Source organism: Rhodococcus sp. P4_F3_2, assembly GCF_056401335.1.
On sequence record NZ_JBFUJN010000026.1, the window covers coordinates 20,817 to 41,259 of the forward strand.

The 20,443-nt window shown below is 63.1% G+C and carries 21 protein-coding genes and 1 pseudogene; 7 read left to right on the forward strand and 15 right to left on the reverse strand.

Translation table 11 applies throughout. The features are described 5' to 3' along the window. Positions 1 to 38: 38 nt before the first annotated feature. The 3 genes from madC to mdo form a co-directional block, all read right to left on the reverse strand. Entirely contained in the window at positions 39 to 1,562 is a 1,524-nt protein-coding gene (madC, locus tag AC1DWA_RS24065) for a MadC family VWA domain-containing protein (protein ID WP_019744269.1), read from the reverse strand. Next, complete coding sequence (locus AC1DWA_RS24070; protein ID WP_080909956.1) at positions 1,559 to 2,641, reverse strand: MadB family AAA-type ATPase; 1,083 nt, start codon at positions 2,639 to 2,641, stop codon at positions 1,559 to 1,561. Before AC1DWA_RS24070 ends, madC begins: the two co-directional genes overlap by 4 nt. A gap of 86 nt (positions 2,642 to 2,727) precedes the next feature. Then, on the reverse strand, positions 2,728 to 4,002 hold the full coding sequence (mdo, locus tag AC1DWA_RS24075) for an NDMA-dependent methanol dehydrogenase (RefSeq protein ID WP_003942095.1): 1,275 nt from the start codon (positions 4,000 to 4,002) through the stop codon (positions 2,728 to 2,730). Between the two features lie 361 nt (positions 4,003 to 4,363). On the opposite strand from mdo, the gene AC1DWA_RS24080 reads away from it, so the two are divergent. Further along, positions 4,364 to 5,419, forward strand: a complete 1,056-nt coding sequence (locus AC1DWA_RS24080; RefSeq protein ID WP_020906844.1) for a ferredoxin--NADP reductase — start codon at positions 4,364 to 4,366, stop codon at positions 5,417 to 5,419. Here AC1DWA_RS24080 and AC1DWA_RS24085 read toward each other — a convergent pair. Both AC1DWA_RS24085 and AC1DWA_RS24090 read right to left on the reverse strand, forming a co-directional pair. Then, the gene (locus AC1DWA_RS24085) at positions 5,391 to 6,710 is read right to left on the reverse strand and encodes a glycosyltransferase 87 family protein (protein ID WP_477847395.1); all 1,320 of its coding nucleotides are present in this window, start codon (positions 6,708 to 6,710) and stop codon (positions 5,391 to 5,393) included. The two genes, AC1DWA_RS24080 and AC1DWA_RS24085, sit on opposite strands and share 29 nt — an antisense overlap. A gap of 38 nt (positions 6,711 to 6,748) precedes the next feature. Then, entirely contained in the window at positions 6,749 to 7,486 is a 738-nt protein-coding gene (locus AC1DWA_RS24090) for a DNA alkylation repair protein (RefSeq protein WP_477847393.1), read from the reverse strand. A 361-nt stretch (positions 7,487 to 7,847) separates the two neighbouring features. Here AC1DWA_RS24090 and AC1DWA_RS24095 point away from each other — a divergent pair, with 361 nt between their 5' ends. After that, entirely contained in the window at positions 7,848 to 8,216 is a 369-nt protein-coding gene (locus tag AC1DWA_RS24095) for an SPW repeat domain-containing protein (RefSeq protein ID WP_029254873.1), read from the forward strand. A 13-nt stretch (positions 8,217 to 8,229) separates the two neighbouring features. Here the strand turns inward: AC1DWA_RS24095 and AC1DWA_RS24100 are convergent, their stop codons facing one another. Both AC1DWA_RS24100 and AC1DWA_RS24105 read right to left on the reverse strand, forming a co-directional pair. After that, positions 8,230 to 8,994, reverse strand: a complete 765-nt coding sequence (locus AC1DWA_RS24100; protein ID WP_029254872.1) for a glutamate racemase — start codon at positions 8,992 to 8,994, stop codon at positions 8,230 to 8,232. Between the two features lie 42 nt (positions 8,995 to 9,036). After that, complete coding sequence (locus AC1DWA_RS24105) at positions 9,037 to 10,203, reverse strand: NAD(P)/FAD-dependent oxidoreductase (protein WP_477917143.1); 1,167 nt, start codon at positions 10,201 to 10,203, stop codon at positions 9,037 to 9,039. Between the two features lie 196 nt (positions 10,204 to 10,399). Between AC1DWA_RS24105 and AC1DWA_RS24110 the strand changes: the two genes are divergently transcribed. The 5 genes from AC1DWA_RS24110 to AC1DWA_RS24130 are packed head-to-tail and all read left to right on the forward strand — an operon-like array spanning position 10,400 to position 12,943. Further along, positions 10,400 to 10,867 (forward strand): Asp23/Gls24 family envelope stress response protein, encoded by a 468-nt coding sequence (locus tag AC1DWA_RS24110; protein WP_003941912.1) that lies wholly within the window; start codon positions 10,400 to 10,402, stop codon positions 10,865 to 10,867. After that, entirely contained in the window at positions 10,864 to 11,241 is a 378-nt protein-coding gene (locus AC1DWA_RS24115; RefSeq protein WP_020968986.1) for a hypothetical protein, read from the forward strand. Before AC1DWA_RS24110 ends, AC1DWA_RS24115 begins: the two co-directional genes overlap by 4 nt. 1 nt (position 11,242) lies before the next feature. Then, on the forward strand, positions 11,243 to 11,422 hold the full coding sequence (locus tag AC1DWA_RS24120; RefSeq protein ID WP_003942043.1) for a hypothetical protein: 180 nt from the start codon (positions 11,243 to 11,245) through the stop codon (positions 11,420 to 11,422). Next, the gene (locus tag AC1DWA_RS24125; RefSeq protein ID WP_019744281.1) at positions 11,409 to 12,383 is read left to right on the forward strand and encodes a DUF6286 domain-containing Asp23/Gls24 family envelope stress response protein; all 975 of its coding nucleotides are present in this window, start codon (positions 11,409 to 11,411) and stop codon (positions 12,381 to 12,383) included. The genes AC1DWA_RS24120 and AC1DWA_RS24125 overlap by 14 nt, the downstream gene beginning before the upstream one ends. Further along, positions 12,380 to 12,943: a hypothetical protein gene (locus AC1DWA_RS24130; RefSeq protein ID WP_069146250.1), complete on the forward strand. Its 564-nt coding sequence runs from the start codon at positions 12,380 to 12,382 to the stop codon at positions 12,941 to 12,943. Before AC1DWA_RS24125 ends, AC1DWA_RS24130 begins: the two co-directional genes overlap by 4 nt. 118 nt (positions 12,944 to 13,061) lie before the next feature. On the opposite strand, the pseudogene AC1DWA_RS24135 reads toward AC1DWA_RS24130, so the two are convergent. From AC1DWA_RS24135 to AC1DWA_RS24170, 8 genes and pseudogenes are all read right to left on the reverse strand, one after another. After that, positions 13,062 to 14,130 (reverse strand): annotated as a pseudogene (locus AC1DWA_RS24135) (elongation factor Tu). 125 nt (positions 14,131 to 14,255) lie between these two features. Next, entirely contained in the window at positions 14,256 to 16,358 is a 2,103-nt protein-coding gene (gene fusA, locus AC1DWA_RS24140; RefSeq protein ID WP_003942073.1) for an elongation factor G, read from the reverse strand. A 201-nt stretch (positions 16,359 to 16,559) separates the two neighbouring features. After that, on the reverse strand, positions 16,560 to 17,030 hold the full coding sequence (gene rpsG / locus AC1DWA_RS24145) for a 30S ribosomal protein S7 (protein ID WP_003941856.1): 471 nt from the start codon (positions 17,028 to 17,030) through the stop codon (positions 16,560 to 16,562). Then, on the reverse strand, positions 17,030 to 17,404 hold the full coding sequence (gene rpsL, locus AC1DWA_RS24150; protein ID WP_003941908.1) for a 30S ribosomal protein S12: 375 nt from the start codon (positions 17,402 to 17,404) through the stop codon (positions 17,030 to 17,032). The genes rpsG and rpsL overlap by 1 nt, the downstream gene beginning before the upstream one ends. Positions 17,405 to 17,813: 409 nt before the next feature. Continuing rightward, entirely contained in the window at positions 17,814 to 18,359 is a 546-nt protein-coding gene (locus AC1DWA_RS24155) for a DUF3558 domain-containing protein (protein ID WP_060939051.1), read from the reverse strand. Beyond that, entirely contained in the window at positions 18,356 to 18,904 is a 549-nt protein-coding gene (locus AC1DWA_RS24160; RefSeq protein WP_029254868.1) for a DUF3558 domain-containing protein, read from the reverse strand. Before AC1DWA_RS24160 ends, AC1DWA_RS24155 begins: the two co-directional genes overlap by 4 nt. 83 nt (positions 18,905 to 18,987) lie before the next feature. Further along, a complete protein-coding gene (locus tag AC1DWA_RS24165; RefSeq protein WP_477847386.1) occupies positions 18,988 to 19,599 on the reverse strand; it encodes a TetR/AcrR family transcriptional regulator in 612 nt (203 codons plus the stop codon). A gap of 42 nt (positions 19,600 to 19,641) precedes the next feature. After that, positions 19,642 to 20,427: an enoyl-CoA hydratase family protein gene (locus AC1DWA_RS24170; RefSeq protein ID WP_477847384.1), complete on the reverse strand. Its 786-nt coding sequence runs from the start codon at positions 20,425 to 20,427 to the stop codon at positions 19,642 to 19,644. Between the last annotated feature and the right edge of the window lie 16 nt (positions 20,428 to 20,443).

A 20,443-nucleotide genomic window follows, 5' to 3' on the forward strand; every position in this document is an offset into this window, starting at 1 on the left:
GACGGATCGCGCAGTGACATCGGTGAAGTGCAGTGACATCAGCGAAGTGCGTGCCCCAGTTCAGCGGCCTTTGCCATCAGTTGCGCGGCATCTCGGGCAACAACAACCTCGTCGCAGATCTCCGAATACTCCGGCATCGCGCACGATGCCTGGTTCCAGTAACGCTGAGGTTCAGGCGTGATCCAGGCCAGACGGTGAACCTTTCGGCGGAGTTCCTCGAGCTTGTCCACCTGTGGGGGCAACCCGTTGCACCGACCGTCGCCCACGATGATGACGGACGTCCGTGAGTTCAAGCTGTTTCCGTGCTCGTCCAACAATTCTGTGAGCACTCGACCGTAATCGCTGCTGGCTTCCAGATCCAGACCCGGGTGCGCAAGTACCGCAGCCAGTGCGCCGTCACCGCTACTGGCGAGAAGGGTGTCGGTCACGTCGACCGGACGATCGACGAATGCGAGGACTTCACAACGATCTGCCCGGCGATGCATTGCCTGAGCCAACCGCAGAGTGAACGCGGTGATCGGGCGCACGGACAGCGACACGTCTGCGATGAGAAGTAGTCGAACACGATCGGGGCGAGGAGCTTTCACGACCAGATGGAAGGGAATTCCGTCGGTGCGCAGACTCGAACGCACCGTGCGTCGCATGTCGAGATGCCCTCGAGAGCGCTCCCGAGGACGAGGCCTGGACGGTCCTCTCATCCGCCGAAGCACCTCGTGGCACGCGAGTTCGATGTCGTTGTGCGTTGCGCCCGCAGCAGATTCGCTGTCGGGCGCATCGGGAGCGCTTTCGGCGAGTGCAGCGGCCGAGAGTGCTTGCACGAACGCTTCGACCGCCTCGACGAGCCGGTTCAGTTGCGCCTGCGTCAGCGGCCCGTCGTCGGAGACGTCCGCATACGCTTTGCTCGGGTCGTATGCATCCAGCCAGGCGAGGATCGACGTCGGATCGTCCCAGGACAACGAACCGATCACTGCTGCAGCAACACTGGTGCTCAGGTCGCCGACCACTGCCGACGCGGCACGGTCCACGTCGACCGTGTAGCTGACTCCCCGTCGACCGGTCTCCGAACCGGTATCCACCGACAGTTCCGCATCGCTGGACGTCATCGACACATCGTCGTCGTCCTTGTGCGGGTTGAACCCCTTCTCCGCTTCCGGAGTGTCGAAGTAGTCGCCGACCTCGGCTGCACGCTCGTTGTACTCGGCATACCGGCCTACTTCTTGATCCTCGTCGATCCCCAGCGCGGTGGGCAGACCGTCCGCCACCTCGGCGCGCGAAGCCATCCGCTCGGCGTGCGCTTTGCCTGCGGCAGGCCGGAACAGCGCGTCGAACGCCCGATCGAAACCGGCCTGTTCGTGAGAATACTTGGCGCACACAGCCCGAAGACATGCGCGCAACGTCTCACGATCCGAAGCTCCGACCATCGCGAGTACACGCCGAACCTCGATGACCTCGGCCGGTGACGCGGAAACTCCGGCTGCCCTCAGCAATCGGCCGAAACTCGCGGACACCACGTCGAGAACAAACGACGGTTGCCACACGGCGAGGCCACCGAGCGTCGTCATCGCGTCGAACGGATTCCGCTGCCGCCGCGGATTCCCTGTTGATGAGGGTCACGTCCACCCGTGCCCCGGAACACGGCCGTCGTCGTGTTGGCGGGTTTGCTTGCCACCGTGGATCGCTCGATCGGCTCGCCACCGTCACGCGACGGTGATTCGAGACGCTTTCCGTCGAATCGTTCTTTGGCCAGCGTCACATCTGACGAGTACTTGAGCAACGCCGTGAGCAGGATGTCGCGCACCTTGGCGTCGGAAGCGGTGTCGAATCCGCTGGCGGCGAGCACTGTCGCCGCTCTGGCCGCGTCGATGACCTCCGAGATGGACGGGCTCTTGCGCAGCGGGAGATCACGCAAGATGCGAGCCAATTCGACAACCTCGGTGGCCGTAGCCGCATCCACCTCCGGCGCTCGGGCCGTGACGATCTCGCGTTCACGCTCCGACGTCGGATAGCCGAGATGGTAATGCAGACAACGACGCTTGAGCGCGGGTGAGAGCTCGCGGGTGTCGTTGGACGTCAGGATGACCCAGGGCTGCGAGCGGGCAACGAACGTACCGACCTCGGGAATGGTGATCTGCTGTTCGGCGAGAATCTCCAGGAGCAGTGCTTCCATCGATTCCTCGGTGCGGTCCACCTCGTCGACCAGAAGCACTACCGGATCGGGTGAGAGGATCGCTTCGAGCAGCGGACGGACGGACAGGAAGTTCTCGGAGTACAACCCGAAATCCTGATCGGCCAGAAACTTCGACGCTTCGGCGACGCTGTCGAATTCGGAAACCTGATCACTGATCCGGTCGCGAAGCATCTGCACGTGCAGGAGTTGCTTCGCGTAGTCCCATTCGTACAGGGCCCGATTGTCGTCGAGCCCTTCGTAGCACTGCAATCGCACCAGTTTGCGGTCGCCGATCGCAGCCAGAGACTTCGCCAGTTCCGTCTTGCCGACACCGGCCGGCCCTTCGAGCAGGAGCGGACGCCCCAGCGCCGTCGCCAGATGAACGACTACCGCGAACTCGTCATCGGCAATGTAGTCCTGCTCTCGCAGAGCATCTTTCACTTCGATTCCGCTGGAGAAACTGCGACCGGACATGGAATACCTTTCGATAGGGGCACAGCCCCTGTGCGCGCTCGAGGAGTCTCTGGACTCCTTAAGCGCGCACGGGGCCGGAGGCCCTGCTAGAAGTACGACTTGTTGATCGCGTGATCGACAACCGGGATCATCGACTCCACGGTGACCTCACGGGGGTTACCCGGGGTGCACCAGTCGTCCTGAATGTGCTCGGAGATGGCGCGCACAGTCTTCTCGTCACCCTTGATGACATCACCACGACCCTCGTACTTCTTGGTGTTCATCTGGTTCTTCGCGTACGAGTCTGTGCGAACCTGCCCGAAGTTGTCGGGGATACCGACGTCCTTGGCCAGACGGATGGCAGCCTCGACGGCAGCGTCCGCGGCCTGAACCGTGGTGAGGTTGCGAGTGTCGACACCGAGTGCGCCGGCCAACTGGGCGTAGCGCTCGTAACGCGAAGGCAGGTTGTACTCCCACACACGCGGCAAGGCGATGGCGTTGTTCAAACCGTGGTGGCTGTCGAAGAATGCACTGACCGCGTGCGAGATCGAGTGAACGATGCCGAGGCCACCGGAGTTGAAGGCCTGTCCGGCAATGTACTGCGCGTTCATCATTCCCTCGCGGGCCTTGAGGTTACGCGGCTCGAAGACGGCCTCGCGCAGGTTCTTCGCGACCAACTCGACCGAGTAGATCGCGTTACCGAGCGAAGGCGCGAAATCGAGACGAGAAACGAAAGGCTCACTGCCGTGTGCGAGTACGTCGAAGCCGCAGTACGCGGTGAAATGCTGAGGGCAGGTGTAGTAGAGCAGCGGATCGTCGATCGCCAACGTGACGATGGTCGCCTCGTCGAAGCCCACCCACTTGTGCGGGTTGTTCATGTCCGAGGTGTCAGTGATGACGTATGCCCACGACGTCTCGGAACCCGTTCCAGCCGTAGTGGATACGGCGATGTGCGGCGGGTTCTCCTTGTTGGTGGACTTGGCGAAGCCCTCGAACTCGTTGATGTTGCGACCGTCGTGTGCGATCACGACGCGAGCACCCTTGGCGGCGTCGTGGCTCGAACCACCGCCGATCGAGATGATCGAGTCGCACTTCTCCTTCTGATAGAGAGCCGCGGCCTCCATGACGTTGTAGTCCTTTGGATTCGACTCGACCTTGTCGTAGAGCACGACCTCGACACCCTGGTACTCGATCTTGCCGACCAGTTCCTCGATGATGCCCGAACCGCGCAGACCGGTCGTCATCAGAAGGGTGCGCTTGAAGCCGAGATTCTTGGCCTCCACACCGATGATGTCGTGAGCGCCCACACCCATCAGGGCGCGAGGGAAGGGGTGGAACTCCTTGATCGGAAAGTCCCAGATCTGGTTGAGCTCGATAGCCATCGGTATCTCCTCATGGATGTGCACGAATGTGACTGCGGGAGGGATTCGAGCCGATTCTTTGTGACCGGCGTCTCACCTGGTTCCTACTGTGTACCGACAAACACCCCGTGCACAGACTTCGGCAGCTCAACCGCCCGGACGCCGCCCGCGAACCGCCCGTTCGGGCAGGTCGTCGCCACCCCGGACCGCCAGGAAGGCCGGATCAGACTGCCGTGGTTCCCGCTGATCGGGAACGTGTTGCTCGGCGACTACGATCCCCAGTAGCTTTTCATCACTGCTAACATTGAACTAGAACACGTTCTAGATGTTGCACTTCACTGACCTGCGCTTTACCCAGCTTCACGAGAGGACTAGCTTCGCGATGACGACAGTCGAGGTACCGCACAGCTCGCGATCGGCGGTACTCACCGTGTCCGGAGTCATCGAAGAGACTTCCGACGCCCGGTCGCTGGTGTTCGAAATTCCCGCAGAACTGAAGGACAAGTTCGACTACAAGCCAGGTCAATTCCTGACCCTGCGCATCCCGAGTGATCAGACCGGCTCGGTCGCACGCTGCTACTCCCTGGCCAGTTCACCCTTCACCGACGACGCCCCCAAGGTGACCGTCAAGCGAACTGTCGACGGCTACGGCTCCAACTGGCTGTGCGACAAGCTCCAGGTCGGCGACACCATCGAAGTGCTACCGCCGTCAGGTGTCTTCACGCCCAAGTCGCTCGATCACGACTTCCTGCTCTTCGGTGCAGGCAGCGGAATCACTCCGGTGATCTCGATTCTCAAGTCCGCCCTCACGCAGGGCAGCGGCAACGTCGTGCTGATCTACGCGAATCGCGACGAGAAGTCCGTCATCTTCGGCGCCGAACTGCGCGAGCTGGCAGCGCAACACCCCGGCCGCCTCACCGTGGTCCACTGGATCGAAACCGTGCAGGGACTCCCCGCTGTCTCGCAACTGGCGACGCTCGCCAAGCCATTTGTCGCGTACGAGGCCTTCATGTGCGGTCCAGGCCCTTTCATGGACGCCGTCCACAAGGCACTGGCAGAAGCGGGCATGCCCCGCACGCAGGTTCACGCCGAGGTCTTCAATTCACTCGCCGGCGACCCGTTCCGTGACGTCGAGGTAGCCGAGGTCTCCGACGAGGAAGCTGCCGACGCCGCAACCGTCGAGGTCGAACTGGACGGTGAAACCCACACCCTCGTCTGGCCGCGCAAGCAGACGCTCGTCGACATCATGCTCGCCAAGGGTCTCGACGTTCCGTACTCCTGCCAGGAAGGTGAGTGCGGGTCGTGTGCCTGCACCGTCACCGAAGGCGAAGTTCAGATGGACAACTCCGAGATCCTCGACGCCGAGGACGTGGCGAACGGCTACATCCTCGGTTGCCAGGCGAAGCCGATCACCGATCGCCTGAAGATCGAGTTCTGAACCCTGCTTCGATGCATGACGGCCCCTGATTCCCTGCGGAATCGGGGGCTTTGTCATCTTCGGAGCCATCCTCCGCGCCATCTTCCGAGTCCCGCCCCGTAACCCACTCCGGCGCCGTTGTGGGCAACCGCCACAACGCAAGAATCAGCACCAGGGTCACGATCAGGAAGCCCTCACGAAGGACCAACCCCAGCGGCAGCAGGAGCGGCGACGTCTCGATGAACTGCTGCCCCATGCTCGGCCCGCAATAGACGACGGCCAACCCCACAGCGGCCGCACCGAACTGCAGCGGCGATCGAAGCCGAAAGAGAACCGTGACGGCAGCAGGCACGAGATACACCCAGTGATGAATCCAGCTGATCGGCGAAAGGATCGGCGCACTCAAACCGATCACCAACGCCGCATCGACCCCACGACCGACGCGATGTACATCTCGGGCGACCCAGAGCGCTACCGCCGCGCACAGCACGGTCAACGGCATCGCCAGAGACGCCGTCCATGTGCCCAGTGCCGCAAGTCCGCCCTGCAGTGAACTGTTACCGGCACTCGCGATCGCCTGCCCGCTCAAGTCCACCCGGTCACTGAGGTTCCAGACGACGTCCGACCAGAAGGTCCAGCTGACGGCCGGGTCCAACATTGCTGCGACGGCGGTCGCCGCGGCAAATCCGATCGAACTCCAGATCGCGAGTCGCCACTGCTTCGTGACGACGAAGTAGACGATGAACAGCGCCGGCGTCAGCTTGATCGCGGCTGCGACGCCGATCAAAAGTCCTCGTGGAAACCACCGGCCGAATCTCGAATCGCCTCTGCGGGTCACGTCGAGCAGTACGAGCACCATCAGCACCAGGTTCACCTGGCCGAAGGAGATGTGCGCGCTGACTATGGGTGTCACCGACACGGCCAGGACCAATGCCGCCATGACGAGCGGCCGCTTGGGGACGCGAGCGGGAGTGAACTTGGCGACTGTCCACACCACCGCCGCGATGCACAACGCCGACCACAGCAGATAGGCCGTCCACCAGTCGAAGAGAACAGTCGGCCAGAGGAAGATCACCGCGAACGGGGTGTAGGTGAACGGCATGCCCTCGTCGACGATCAACGGGCCGACAAGGTTGCTCTCGTAGATGTTCGAGCCTGCGGCAAATGCCTGGGCAGCGTAGCGGTAGACGAGAAAATCAACGGGTTCGACGGCCCGAACGGAGTACACGAGATAACACAGAGCTGCGACGCCGGCAGCGATCAGTGAACCGATCGTCACAATTCGAGACGCCTCGACACGGGTGGCGGGCATACCGAGAATCGTCCCACAACCTACCGAGCGGTACTTCGCTAGCGGGCCGCCCGGAAGTGCGCTCGCTCGTCTGCGGTCAGATGTTCGCACGCGTAGCTCAGCGCTGTGCGTCCCATGTCTGCTGCATTCTCTGCGAGGAAGTCGGTCAACAAATCCCGATCCACCCGTTTGCCGACCTCGCGGAGCATCCAGCCCATCGCTTTCTGGGTCAGGTCTCGTCGATCACCCAGCACCTGCGCGGCAAGCTCGAGCGTGGTCGACGCGTCGCCGCGAGTGATGAATCCGTACGTCGTCAGCAGCGCCACCCGTCGTCGCCACAGGTCACCCGAATCGGAAAGCTCGAAGATCAGCCGGCGATCTCGGTCGTGCAGCCAGCCGCCGAGGATCTGTCCGGCGGACGAATCCACCAGATCCCAATTGTTGACCCGCCCGTCCTCGACAGCGGTCAGATAGAAGCCTGCGATGCGAGCGCGGCCCTCGTCGTCGAAAAATTTTGGGCGACTGACTTTTTCGAATTGAGCGACCAGGATCAGCAGCCCGGCCAATCGGTGCTCGTGAACGTCACTGTCGAGAAGGAGACGTATCTGAGGCAACGCGAGTCCGACGTGCTTCTTCACCACCGATCGCGTCTTCGGTACTCGCACGCCGATGAATACGTCACCCTCGCCGTACTCCCCCGGCGCTGTCTTGAAGAACCGCTGCAAGTGGACGGCATCCGCGGGATCCGCGAGGTCGGCCAACTGCTCGATCACGTCCGGGGCACTCGATTGCGTCACCCCAGAACCTTCTCACGGGTCGTCTGTGCGGACTCTTCGATTCTCTCAGCGTCCTCACACCGTGTGCCCTGCTCGGCCACAGGTCGGCAGACGACACTCGAGGACAGTCAGTGAAAGGACCACCCATGATCACCGCCGCTATCGCATTCACCACTCTCACCCTCATGGCACTCTCGGGACAAATCGCGGCAAGCGCGCCGCGCGGGCTCGTGGCCATCCGGACGAATGGTCACAAATCTTGATATTCGAGCCTCCGCATCGCCTCTAACTGCAACGCGAATGCAATTGGCGGAGAGTTGATCTCGATCTTCCGCGGGCGTGTACTACAGGTGGACACACTCTCGTCTTTGGAGGTCTCGTCATGAAGTCGTGGAATCGAATGCAAGATGCCGTCGCGGTGGTTCTCGGCGTCTTTGCGGCTCTCTCGCCGATGTGGCTCGACACCACCGATCGGGCAATGTGGTCACTCGTCGTCCTGGGTGTCCTGGTTGCACTGTCGGGTCTGGCGCACATGGCACGTCCGGACATGACCATGGCGGATTACGCGATGGGTGTCTTCGGCGTCTTGATGTTCATTTCACCCTGGGTGATGAACTTCGACGCTCTGCGCGGTGCGTCGTGGACGGCCTGGGTTGTCGGGGTTCTGACCGTTGTGGTCGCGGTGAGTGCGATGCCGGTGATGAGCGCGCGGATGCATCACGGGGGTCACGGCGGCGTAGCCGCCCATTGACAGAGCGGCTTGATCAGGCTTTGATCGCGCCCAACAACCGCCCGGCGTCGAAGGCTTCGGCGCTGGGCGGTAGTGCGCCCGGACGACCGCTCACGAACACCTCGACGGTTCCCGATCCTTCGCCCACGGCACCGAGCCCGTCGATCCGCCGCAGAGTCTGTCGTGCAACGGCTTCGGCGCTGTCGAAGAGTGTGACGCCGGCGGGTAACCGTGCTGCGATCTCGTCGGCGAGCAGTGGGTAGTGGGTGCACCCGAGGACAACGCCGCTGACGTCGTCCGGCGTCCGGGCAACCGCGGAATCGATGGCAGCAAGTGCGGCTGCGCGATCACCGAGATCTATCGAATCGGCCAGGCCGTGGCACGGCACTCCGACGACCTTGGCGCCGTTGCCGAACTGCTCGATCAGATCGGCTTGGTACCGGCTGGCCGTCGTCGCGGCTGTAGCCCAGATCGCCACTGAATCGCACGCGGCAGCGGCGGGTTTGATCGCGGGCACCGTTCCGATGACCGGTACTTCCGGCCCGACCAGTTCTCGCACGTGTGGCAGCGCGGTGACGCTGGCGGTATTGCATGGAAGAACGATGACCTGAGCCCCACGATCGAGGCTCCGCCGCACCGCACCGAGTACCCGGTCGACGACCCACGGCTCAGGCTTGGGGCCCCAGGGGGCGCCGTCCGGATCCAGGGAGAGCACCAGATCGAGATCCGGGCGCAGGCGTCTGAGCCACGCAGAGGTAGGGAGCAGGCCCAGTCCCGAGTCGATGAGTGCAACGATCACCGCACAAATCTATCGCCTCGGAACCGGTCCTGCCTCATCCGTTCAGGCCGGTGTGGACTCCAACACGTCAGAGATGGGCGTGCCGGCTGCGATCTTGGCGCGCATCTTCATCACCGCTCCCGCGCTACCTCCGCCGACGACAGCTGCCAGCACACCGTCGCGCTCGTAGTAGGCGACGAACTTTCGGCCGTCGTCCTTGACGATGTGAACGGTGTCCGTGGGTGCGACGGTCCCCAACGCCTGGATCTTGACGTCGTACTGATCGCTCCAGAAGTAGGGAACCTGCGCCGGCGCATCGGGATCACCCGTTCCGGTGAGCGCTCCCGCCAGGATCTTGGCCTGGTCGCCCGCATTGGTCCAGTGTTCGACGCGCTTGCGTCGATCACCGATCTGCCAGGACGCGACGTCGCCGACGGCCCAGACGTGGTCGGTACTGGTGCGGCCGACGCCGTCGCAGAGCACTCCGTTGTCGAGTTCGATTCCCGAACCATCGAGCCATCCCGTGACCGGCACCGAACCGACTCCGATCGCCACCACGTCGACCGGGATCTCCGAACCGTCGCTCAAGGTCGCAGTGGCAACCGCTCCGTCGCCGGACAACGAGGTCAAGCCGGTGCCGACGCGGACATCGACGCCCTCGTTCCGATGCAGACGTTCGACGAGGGCGCCAACGGTGGGGCCGAGCACCGACGCCAGCGGTGTCGGCTGAGGTTCGAGCAACACGACGTCGACGCCGTGAGACTTCATGCTGGCGGCCAGTTCGCAGCCGATGAAGCCGGCCCCGACAATCAGCGCACGCTTGCCGGGAGCCAGCTCGGCGCGAAGGGCCAGCGCCTCCTCGATGGAGCGCAGAACGTGCACTCCGGACAGCTCCGGAAGGCCGGCAATGCGACGCGGAGTCAGTCCGGTCGCGATGACCAACTCGTCGTAGTCGAGGGTGGATCCGTCCGCGAACGCCACCGACTTTGCGGCAGTGTCCACCGAGGTCGCGGGCGAACCGAGCTTGAGATCCACCTTGTTCTCGACGTAGAACTCTGCCGGACGCAGCGTCGTCTCTTCCTTGTCGCCGCGGATCACTTCCTTCGACAGCGGCGGCCGGTCGTAGGGCAGATGTGTTTCCCCACCGGCGAGCGTCAACTCACCCTCGAAGCCTGCTCGTCGCAGTTCCTCCACGGTCCGCAGCCCCGACAACCCCGCACCCACGATCACTATCCGTGCCACCACGTACCACCCTGTCCGACCCACGTCACTAGCAGCGCTCACTATGAACGCCGTCACTATTTGCCCCCGACTCTGCCATACCAAATGCCGGAGTAGGTGTGGTGCATCCCGCATGGCCGCCTACCAGTCACTACAGTTGGAGGTACTTCAGACGCACGCACTGACACATGAGCAGGGAGCCCCCATGACCAGCGATTCCAGTGAAAAGAACAGCGTCCGATTCGGCGCCGACGGTGGCGCGGAACTAGTCAGCACCCAGGGCAAGACGATCATCGCCGACGCCGTGGTCGCCAAGATCGCCGGTATCGCGACCCGCGAGATCAACGGCGTGTACGACGTCGGTGGGGGCACCGCGCGCGCGGTGGGGGCACTTCGCGACCGTATTCCGGGCGCCCGCGTCAACCATGCCCAGGGCGTCGCGGTGGAAGTGGGCGAGAAACAAGCCGCCATCGACATCGGCATTGTCGCCGAATACGGCGTCGCACTCCACGAATTGGCGGTAGGTATCCGCCGAAACGTTATTGCCGCAGTCGAAAGCATGACGGGTCTCGAGGTCACCGAGGTCAACATCACCGTCTTCGACGTCATGCTCTTCGAGGATGCAGAGAGCGGCGGCAGTACCGATCCGGAAGCCAAGCCGAGGGTTCAGTGAGTACCGCCGACGCCGGCCGCGAGATCGACGCGGCCGAGATCGTCGCCGACGCAGTTCTTGCGATCCCGGAAGTGGCAGATCTGCACGGCGGGCAATTCGGTGAGGTGGGAACCTACCTCCCCGGACGTCGAGTCACCGGCGTCGTCGTCGACGAAAACTCTTGTGCGGTACACATTTCCGTTCACTATCCGGCCGATGTTCGCGGCGTCGCCGAACGCGTCCGAGCGGTGGTGGCACGGTTGGTCGACGTACCGGTGAACGTGACCGTCGGAGACTTGTCGACAGCGGGATATCCACCCGAAAATTCCGAAGATGCAGTCACCGAGCTTTCCACCGTCACCGAGATCGCACCGAACATTCGAGAAGGGAACTGACATGAACAGCACTACCGTCGGACTGCTGGTCGGCCTGCTCCTCGCGCTCGCCGGAATCATGGGCGGATTCAGCGGATTCGTCTTCGCCGTCCTGCTCGGCGCCGCCGGTATGGCGATCGGAGCACACCGCGACGGACATCTCGATCTCGGCGCGATCCTCCGAAGCCGTGGCCGTGGCTGAGCCGACCACTCCGAACGCGGCAGACGATCCCGGCCTACGAGGTTCACTGGTCATCAAGGACCGGGCGATGGCCAAGATAGCCACGGCCGCAGCGGTGAACGTCCCGGGGGTGGTCCGCCAGTCCGGTGGCTTGACCCGCCTGACCGGGCGCGACCTTCCGCGAGCCGACATCTCGATGGGCAGCGACGCCGTGGCCATCAATCTGTTCCTCGCTGTGTCCTGGCCATGTTCGGTCACCGAACTGACCGGTCGCGTGCGGGCAGAAGTCGGACGCAGCGTCGAGTCGCTGACCGGCCTGCCCCTCCACGACATGAACGTCATGATCGCGGCAACCGAGGGTTCTGACGAATCCTGTGTTTCCGGCGTCGAAATCGCGGAAGGCCCCGCACAGGAGGCACTCTCGGATCCGATTCCACCCCGAGTTCCCTCCGCGAACCCCGCCGCCGCGGTGTCAGCCGTCGTCATCGCGTGCGGTCTACTCGCACTCGCGTTCGTGGTCTCGCGCGAATGGTTCATCAACCGCGGAACCTTCGATTCGGCGCCCTGGATCCGAAACTCCGTGGAGTGGACGTCGCGTCTGCACTGGCAACCGTGGCTGCTGCCGGTCGCGATCGCTGCCGTCGTCGCGGGCGTTGTCCTGATCATGTCCGCCCTCAAACGCCGGGCGAAAACCCATGTGCCGTTGGGTAACCCGAGCGCATCGACGGTATGGATGCGGCCGACGGACATTGCACGTCTGTGCAGTAGCCACGCAGCGGTCGTTCCCGGCGTCGACTCGGCCCACACCAGCGTCGACCGCAAACACATCAAGGTCCACATCGAATCCACCGGCGGCGATCGAACCGAACTTGCCGCGGCCGTCGACGCGGCAGTTCGGCCTCATCTCGCGATACTCCAGCAGCCACTGCAGCTTTCGGTAGTCGTGAGAGAAACGCCAGTACGACGAAAGGACGCCTCGTGAACCGTTGGATCTCCGCGGTCGATCGGACCATCGTCCTCATCGTCGGAATCGCACTCCTCGCGGCGGGCGCATACGCCATCGCGTGGGACGCGGGTGCCTCACTGATCAGAACCTGGGTGTCACGACTCGATCGTGAGGTCCTCTTCGGTCTTCCGGAGGAGCCTTGGTGGCACTGGGTGCTGTCGGGCACCTTTGTCCTCTGCGTCTTCGCCGGTTTCGGGCTGTTGTACCTGAACCTTCGTCGACGCCGAACGAGCGCAGTCACATTGCGGCACAACGAGTCCGGCACAGACGTCAGTGTGGATCTGGGACCGGTCGCCGACGGCGTAGCGGCAGAACTCGCCCAGCTGAGCGGCGTGCGAAGCACCAGAAGCAAAGCGACGATCGATCGCGGACTGCCAACGCTGTCGATTGTCGTCACCGCAGACCCGGCGATCGATGTCGTCGGCTTCACCACTTCGGCCGAACACATCGCCCGTGCAACCAGGCGAAGCCTCGACGGCTCACCTGTCGCGGTACAGGTTTTGTTGCATCTCGACCGGGTAGAAGCCTCCAAGTAGAAGCACCCCGAACAACCGATCGCAGACCACCTGACCACAGACACAGAAAAGGCGCTCACTCCCCGAAGGGAATGAGCGCCTTTTCTAGTGCTGTGAATCAGCTAGCGAGACAAGAGTCTCACTTGATGATCTTGGCAACCTTGCCGGCGCCGACCGTACGGCCGCCTTCGCGAATTGCGAAGCGCAGGCCCTCGTCCATGGCGACAGGCTGGATGAGCTTGACGGACATCTCGGTGTTGTCACCGGGCATGACCATCTCGGTGCCCTCAGGCAGCGTCACGACGCCCGTAACGTCCGTGGTACGGAAGTAGAACTGCGGGCGGTAGTTGTTGAAGAACGGGGTGTGGCGGCCGCCCTCGTCCTTCGACAGGATGTATGCCTGGCCCTCGAACTCCGTGTGGGGAGTCGTGGTGCCCGGCTTGACGACAACCTGTCCACGCTCGACATCTTCGCGCTTGATGCCACGAACGAGCAGTCCGACGTTGTCGCCGGCCTGGCCCGAGTCGAGCAGCTTGCGGAACATCTCGATACCCGTGACGGTGGTCTTGGTGGAGGTCTCCTTGATGCCGACGATCTCCACCTCCTCGTTCACGTTGACCGAGCCACGCTCGATACGACCGGTGACAACCGTGCCACGGCCGGTGATCGTGAAGACATCCTCGAYGGGCATGAGGAAGGGGGGCTTCCTCGTCGAATTCCTGAGCGGCCAGCAGTTCGCGGACCTCCATCTCGACGAGCTCGAGGATCTCGTCATCGTCAACCATGTCGGCCTTGTTCAGGGCGACGAGGATGTAAGGAACGCCAACCTGGCGAGCGAGCAGGACATGCTCGCGCGTCTGGGGCATCGGGCCGTCGGTAGCTGCGACGACGAGGATAGCGCCGTCCATCTGAGCTGCGCCGGTGATCATGTTCTTGATGTAGTCGGCGTGACCCGGTGCATCGACGTGCGCGTAGTGGCGCTTTTCCGTCTGGTACTCAACATGCGAGATGTTGATCGTGATGCCACGAGCCTTTTCCTCGGGAGCCTTGTCGATCTGATCGAAGGCCGAAGCCTCGTTCAGGTCAGGGAATGCATCCGCGAGAACCTTGGTGATGGCCGCCGTCGTCGTGGTCTTGCCGTGGTCGACGTGACCAATGGTGCCGATGTTCACGTGCGGCTTCGTCCGCTCGAACTTCGCCTTCGCCACTTTGTGTCCTCCTGGACTGTTGTTGCTTGCCGTATGCAGCAGTGCGGTTGGTTGTTACTTGGTCGTGCTTCGTGCCGGAAGCAACCGAGGTCACTTGCCGGCGCGGGCTGGGGAGCTCGCTGTGCTTACTCGCCCGTCGCCTTGGCGATGATTTCCTTCGAGACGTTCGCGGGAACCTCTGCGTAGGAATCGAACACCATGGAGAAGTTCGCACGGCCCTGGGTCTTCGACCGCAGGTCACCGATGTAACCGAACATCTCCGAGAGCGGAACCAGCGCCTTCACGACACGGGCACCACTGCGTTCCTCCATGGCCTGGATCTGGCCACGGCGGGAGTTGAGGTCGCCGATCACGTCGCCCATGTACTCCTCGGGCGTTGTGACCTCGACAGCCATGAGCGGCTCGAGAATGACGGGGCCGGCCTTGCGGGCGGCTTCCTTCAGTGCCTGCGAACCGGCAACCTTGAACGCCATTTCCGAGGAGTCGACGTCGTGGTAAGCACCATCGAGCAGCGACAGCTTCAGGTTCACGAGCGGGTAGCCGGCGAGAACACCGTACTGCATCGCGTCCTGCGCACCAGCATCCACGGAGGGGATGTACTCGCGCGGGATACGTCCGCCGGAGACCTTGTTCTCGAACTCGTAGGTAGCACCGTCTTCGCCCACGAAAGGCTCCAGAGCGATGATGACCTTTGCGAACTGGCCCGAGCCACCCGTCTGCTTCTTGTGGGTGTAGTCGTGCTTCTCGACCTTCTTGGTGATGGTCTCGCGGTACGCAACCTGCGGCTTACCGACGTTCGCCTCGACCTTGAACTCGCGACGCATGCGGTCGACGAGGATGTCGAGGTGGAGCTCGCCCATACCGCCGATGACGGTCTGACCGGTCTCTTCGTCGAGTTCGACCGAGAAGGTCGGATCCTCTTCGGCGAGCTTCTGGATCGCGACGCCCAGCTTTTCCTGGTCGGACTTGGTCTTGGGCTCGATGGAGACCTGGATGACCGGCGCGGGGAACGACATCGACTCGAGGACGATGGGGCTCGCCTGATCGCACAAGGTGTCACCGGTGGTGGTGTCCTTGAGGCCGATCATTGCGTAGATGTGGCCGGCTACGGCCTCGTCTACCGGGTTCTCCTTGTTGGCGTGCATCTGGAAGAGCTTTCCGATGCGCTCCTTCTTGCCCTTGGTTGCGTTGAGCACCTGAGCGCCCGGATCGATACGACCCGAGTACACGCGGACGAAGGTCAGCTTGCCGAAGAACGGGTGAGCAGCGATCTTGAAGGCGAGAGCCGAGAACGGCTCTTCCTTGCTCGGCTTGCGAGTGATCTCTACTTCTTCGTCACCGAGCTTGTGGCCGACGACCTCGCCGATGTCCAGCGGGTTCGGCAGGTAATCGATGACTGCGTCGAGCATGGGCTGCACGCCCTTGTTCTTGAACGCGGAGCCACAGATGACCGGGTACAGCTCGGAAGCGACCGTCATCTTGCGGATAGCGCCCTTGATTTCCTCGACCGTGAGCTCTTCGCCGCCGAAGTACTTCTCCATGAGAGCTTCGTCGGACTCGGCAACGGTTTCGAGCAGCTTCTCGCGGTACTCTGCAGCCTTCTCGACGAGGTCCGCGGGGATCTCTTCGATGGTCGGCAGTGCACCGGTCGGAACTACGCCGCGCCAGGTGATGGCACGCATCTCGACCAGGTCGACGACGCCGTCGAAGTCGTCCTCAGCGCCGATGGGCAGCTGGAGAACGAGCGGCTTCGCGCCGAGACGGTCGATGATGGTCTGGACTGTGAAGTAGAAGTCCGCGCCCATCTTGTCCATCTTGTTGACGAAGCAGATGCGCGGAACGTCGTACTTGGCAGCCTGACGCCAAACCTGCTCGGACTGCGGCTCGACACCTTCCTTACCGTCGAAGACAGCAACTGCGCCGTCGAGCACGCGCAGCGACCGCTCCACCTCGACCGTGAAGTCGACGTGGCCGGGGGTGTCGATGATGTTGATCTGGTTGTTGTTCCAGAAGCAAGTCACGGCGGCAGACGTGATCGTGATGCCGCGTTCCTTCTCCTGCTCCATCCAGTCCGTCGTCGACGCACCGTCGTGCGTCTCACCGATCTTGTAATTGACACCGGTGTAGAACAGGATGCGCTCGGTGGTGGTGGTCTTGCCGGCATCGATGTGCGCCATGATGCCGATGTTGCGGACCTTGTTCAGGTCAGTCAGCACTTCCTGTGCCACAGGTTTCTTCCCCGCTCGTTGCTTGGTTTTCGGGTGTCGGCCGTATCCGGTGTGTTCCACCGTCAAGGCCATGGTCTTTCAATTATGTCTCTGCCGAGGCGAACCTGGCCACCTGCGTCCGGAAACCGGCGAGATGATCAGGTCGCCAACGGCGACAAGCGTCGGAGCCCCACCCGATGGCAGTTGCTCCGACGCTTTACATCACCAGCGGTAGTGGGCGAATGCCTTGTTGGCTTCGGCCATCTTGTGAGTGTCTTCGCGACGCTTCACAGCTGCACCGAGGCCATTGCTGGCATCGAGGAGCTCGTTGGCGAGACGCTCGACCATGGTCTTCTCACGACGTGCACGCGAGAAGGTGACCAGCCAGCGCAGTGCCAGCGTGGTGGAACGACCGGGACGAACCTCGACCGGCACCTGGTAGGTAGCGCCACCGACGCGGCGGCTACGAACCTCGAGTGCAGGCTTGACGTTGTCCAGGGCGCGCTTGAGAGTGACGACCGGATCGGTGCCGGTCTTCTCGCGTGCCTGCTCGAGAGCCTGGTACACGATTCGCTCTGCGGTGGACTTCTTGCCGTCCAGCAGGATCTTGTTGACGAGCTGCGTCACCAACGGGGAACCGTAAACCGGGTCGTTGATGAGCGGGCGCTTCGGAGCGGGGCCCTTACGTGGCATTAGCTCTTCTCCTTCTTGGCGCCGTAGCGGCTGCGTGCCTGCTTGCGACCCTTGACACCCTGGGTGTCCAGGGAGCCGCGGATGATCTTGTAACGGACACCCGGGAGGTCCTTCACACGACCGCCACGGACGAGCACCATGGAGTGCTCCTGAAGGTTGTGACCTTCACCGGGGATGTACGCGGTGACCTCGACCGAAGTCGTGAGGCGAACACGTGCGACCTTACGGAGCGCGGAGTTCGGCTTCTTGGGGGTGGTGGTGTACACGCGAGTGCACACGCCACGACGCTGCGGGCTGCCCTTGAGGGCTGCCGTCTTGACCTTGGCGGTCTTGTCGCGGCGACCCTTGCGGACCAGCTGGTTGATGGTTGGCATTTACCGGCTTTCTTGTGACGAACAGACTGCTCGAGCGAACTCGGGCCGTTCGAAAACGTGGCTGTTCTGAAATTAGGGATCTAGCAGTTGGAGCAAGAGAGCTGCTGCTCCTCACCCACCTCAGAGTCTGTACTCAGCACTTTCATGCCGCGCACTGCCCCCGAGGTCGGGCGTGTCGCATACCCCCACACAGGCAGCCGGATGCTCGTTCATCAGCAGTTTCTGCTCGAACGCGCGCACGGCAATACCTAGCTAGGCACACAGATCGGCCCGGGCATGCCGGACACGACCCATAACGATACCTGTCGGCGCGCCACGAGGTCAAAGCGAGGCCACGGTGATAGTGACCTCACGCTCTGACCAGACACTCTGGCTGCAAACTCAGACCACGCAGCCGGACCGGTCACGATCAGATGCTGCGGTTCAACGTCAACGCGCCGAGCTTTGCCGCAGCCTCGCACGGATCCGCGCCGCCCTGCGGCTCGGTGACCCACCAACCGAACACTCCCCCGGCCGGTGCGCTCGCGCTCACGCCGCAACTCTGCGGATCGGCCGGCTGGCGAACCTCGTAACCGCCACTGCCGTTGATGTCGATTTTCGCCACCACGTATCCCAGATGTTCGAATGCAGCGCGCTCGTGATCGAGGGTGCCCGTCTCGAACCAGTTGAAGGTGATCTTGATCGGACCCGCGGCCCCGATGCCGTCCCAACGGCAGATAGCGCCGAAGAACCCACGCCCGACGGCGTCGGCACCCACGGCACCGGCGATCTGCTCGTCGGTGACGGCCTCGCATTCTTGGAGGACGTTGGCGAATTCCTGGCTGTCACTACCGCCGTAGCTGCCCTCCGCACGGGGAGTCCCGATGACCACCGAGCCGCAGCCTGTCAGCAGAACCAGCGATCCAGCCAGGGCGAGCCCGATCCGTACGCGCTTCACGGCGCCCTCGAACTTCACTGTGCCCTCGAAACTGTTTTTTCCATCAGATCCCGCGCCACCGTGCATGGATCCGCGGTCGGTGGCAGCAAGCCGTAGGTGATCGACCAGTGCACGAAGTCTCCGCCGAACGCGATACCCAACTCGCACAGCGAACCTGCCGTGGACGCGATGAAGCCTTGATGACCGCCGATCGTGATGTCGGCGGCGGGACGTCCGAGCAGGTCGGACCCGGCCCGTTCGCGGCCGATCGGGCTACCGCGGTACCAGGAGAAACTGACGCTCGGACCGCTCGAACCAGCGACCTCCCACTGGCAACCGACGCCGTTGCGCGTCGTCGTCGCAAAAGCGCCGAGGTTGAAGGCATTGACAACTTCTTCGTCGGTCACCGAGCCGCATTCGGCGAACATCGGACCGGGATCGGTGGGTGCGAGCGCCGGCGAACTGGCGTCGTCCCCCGGCCGATCGGCGGACCCGTCGTCGGAGCTGCAGCCGACCACCGCCGAAAGCACGGCAGCCGAGACCAATACCGAAGTCCCGATCGAAGTGAGGGTGCGTGCGGCCATGGAGCCGACTGTACTTCTCGGTGGCCCCCGACACACGCCACGTGCGCACCTCGCTCATCGGTCGCCGCCACGCCGCTACCGATTCAGGGAGTCGGGACCGGTACCCGAACCAGCGTGGAATCCAATTGCGCCGCCCATTGTTTGACCACCTCGGTGCGTCGACGCGAGTCGTCGGTCAAGACGTCTGCCAGCCCCAGCCCGCGGGCCAAGTCCAGGGTCGCCTGTACCAAACGGTGCGTCACCGGATCGGAGTCGTCGACACCCAGACTCTCGACGGCCATGCAGTGCGCGATGCGCCCGAACCGTTCCTCGAGGGGCAACACGCGGGCCCGCAGGTCGGGGTCGGAGGCAGCGGCCGTCCACACCTGCAGTGCTGCTTTGAACAGAGTCCCGGTGTAGTACTCGACCAACCGCGAAATGACCGCCTCGGTTCGTCCGGCACCCACCGGAAGGTCGGTCGATTCCTTTCGTGCCTGATCCATCCTGGCGTCGAACATCACCTCGAGCGCCGCGGTGATGAGGTCCTCGCGGGTCGGGAAGTGATGCTGCATCGCACCGCGGGACACCCCGGCACGCTGGGCGACGACGCTCATCGTCGTTGCGCTCCATCCGAGTTCGGCGAGACACTCCACAGTCACTTCGAGCAGGTGGGAGCGCGTGACTCGACTGCGGTCCTGCTTGGGTTCTCGAGTCATCGCGCCGCCATCCTTTCTACCGCTGTGTTCCAGTGCGCAGTTCTACTGCGCCCAGGCTGCTGGACGCTTCTGCAAGAAAGACATCATGCCCTCACGAGCCTCGTCAGAGGAAAACAGCCGGGCCGACTGCGCGATCATCTCCTCGCCGTCACGGTCGAATCCGGCCAGGACCGAACGCGTCGTGATCCACTTCGATTCGGCAAGTCCCTGCGGTGAACATTGGCGCAAGGTGCCGAGCAGTTCGGTGATCGACTCCCCCGTGTCCTGCGACGCGGCGGTGACGAGTCCGATGGATTCGGCCTCGTGCTGGCCGAACTTCTCTCCGGTGAGCAGGTATCGGCTCGCAGATCGCTGGTCGAGCCTCGGTAGGACCGTGAGCGAAATGATGGACGCTGCCAAACCCAACCGTGATTCCGTCACCGCGAAGGTGCTCGCCGGTCCGGCGACGACGATGTCGCACGCCCCGACAAGACCCATACCCCCGGCTCGGACGTGACCGTCGATGCGCCCGATCACCGGCTTGGGAAGCTCGAGAATGCTGCGCAAGAGCGTCAGCATTCCCCGCCCTCGTTCTTTGACGGCCTCTTCCGGAGATAAGGACGATCCGGAAGCCTCGCTGAGATCGGCTCCCGCACAGAATGTTCCACCGGTGTGGGTGAGCACCACCGCTCGAACTGCCGGATCGGCGGCCGCTGACGTCAACCCCGCTTGTAACTCCGTGACCAACCGCGTCGAAATCGCGTTGCGGTTGTGGGGTGAGTCGAGAGTGATCGTGGCAGCACCGCCCGATACTTCGTACCGTACGTATGGCGTGTCCTGATCCGTCATGAGTCTCCTCTTCAGT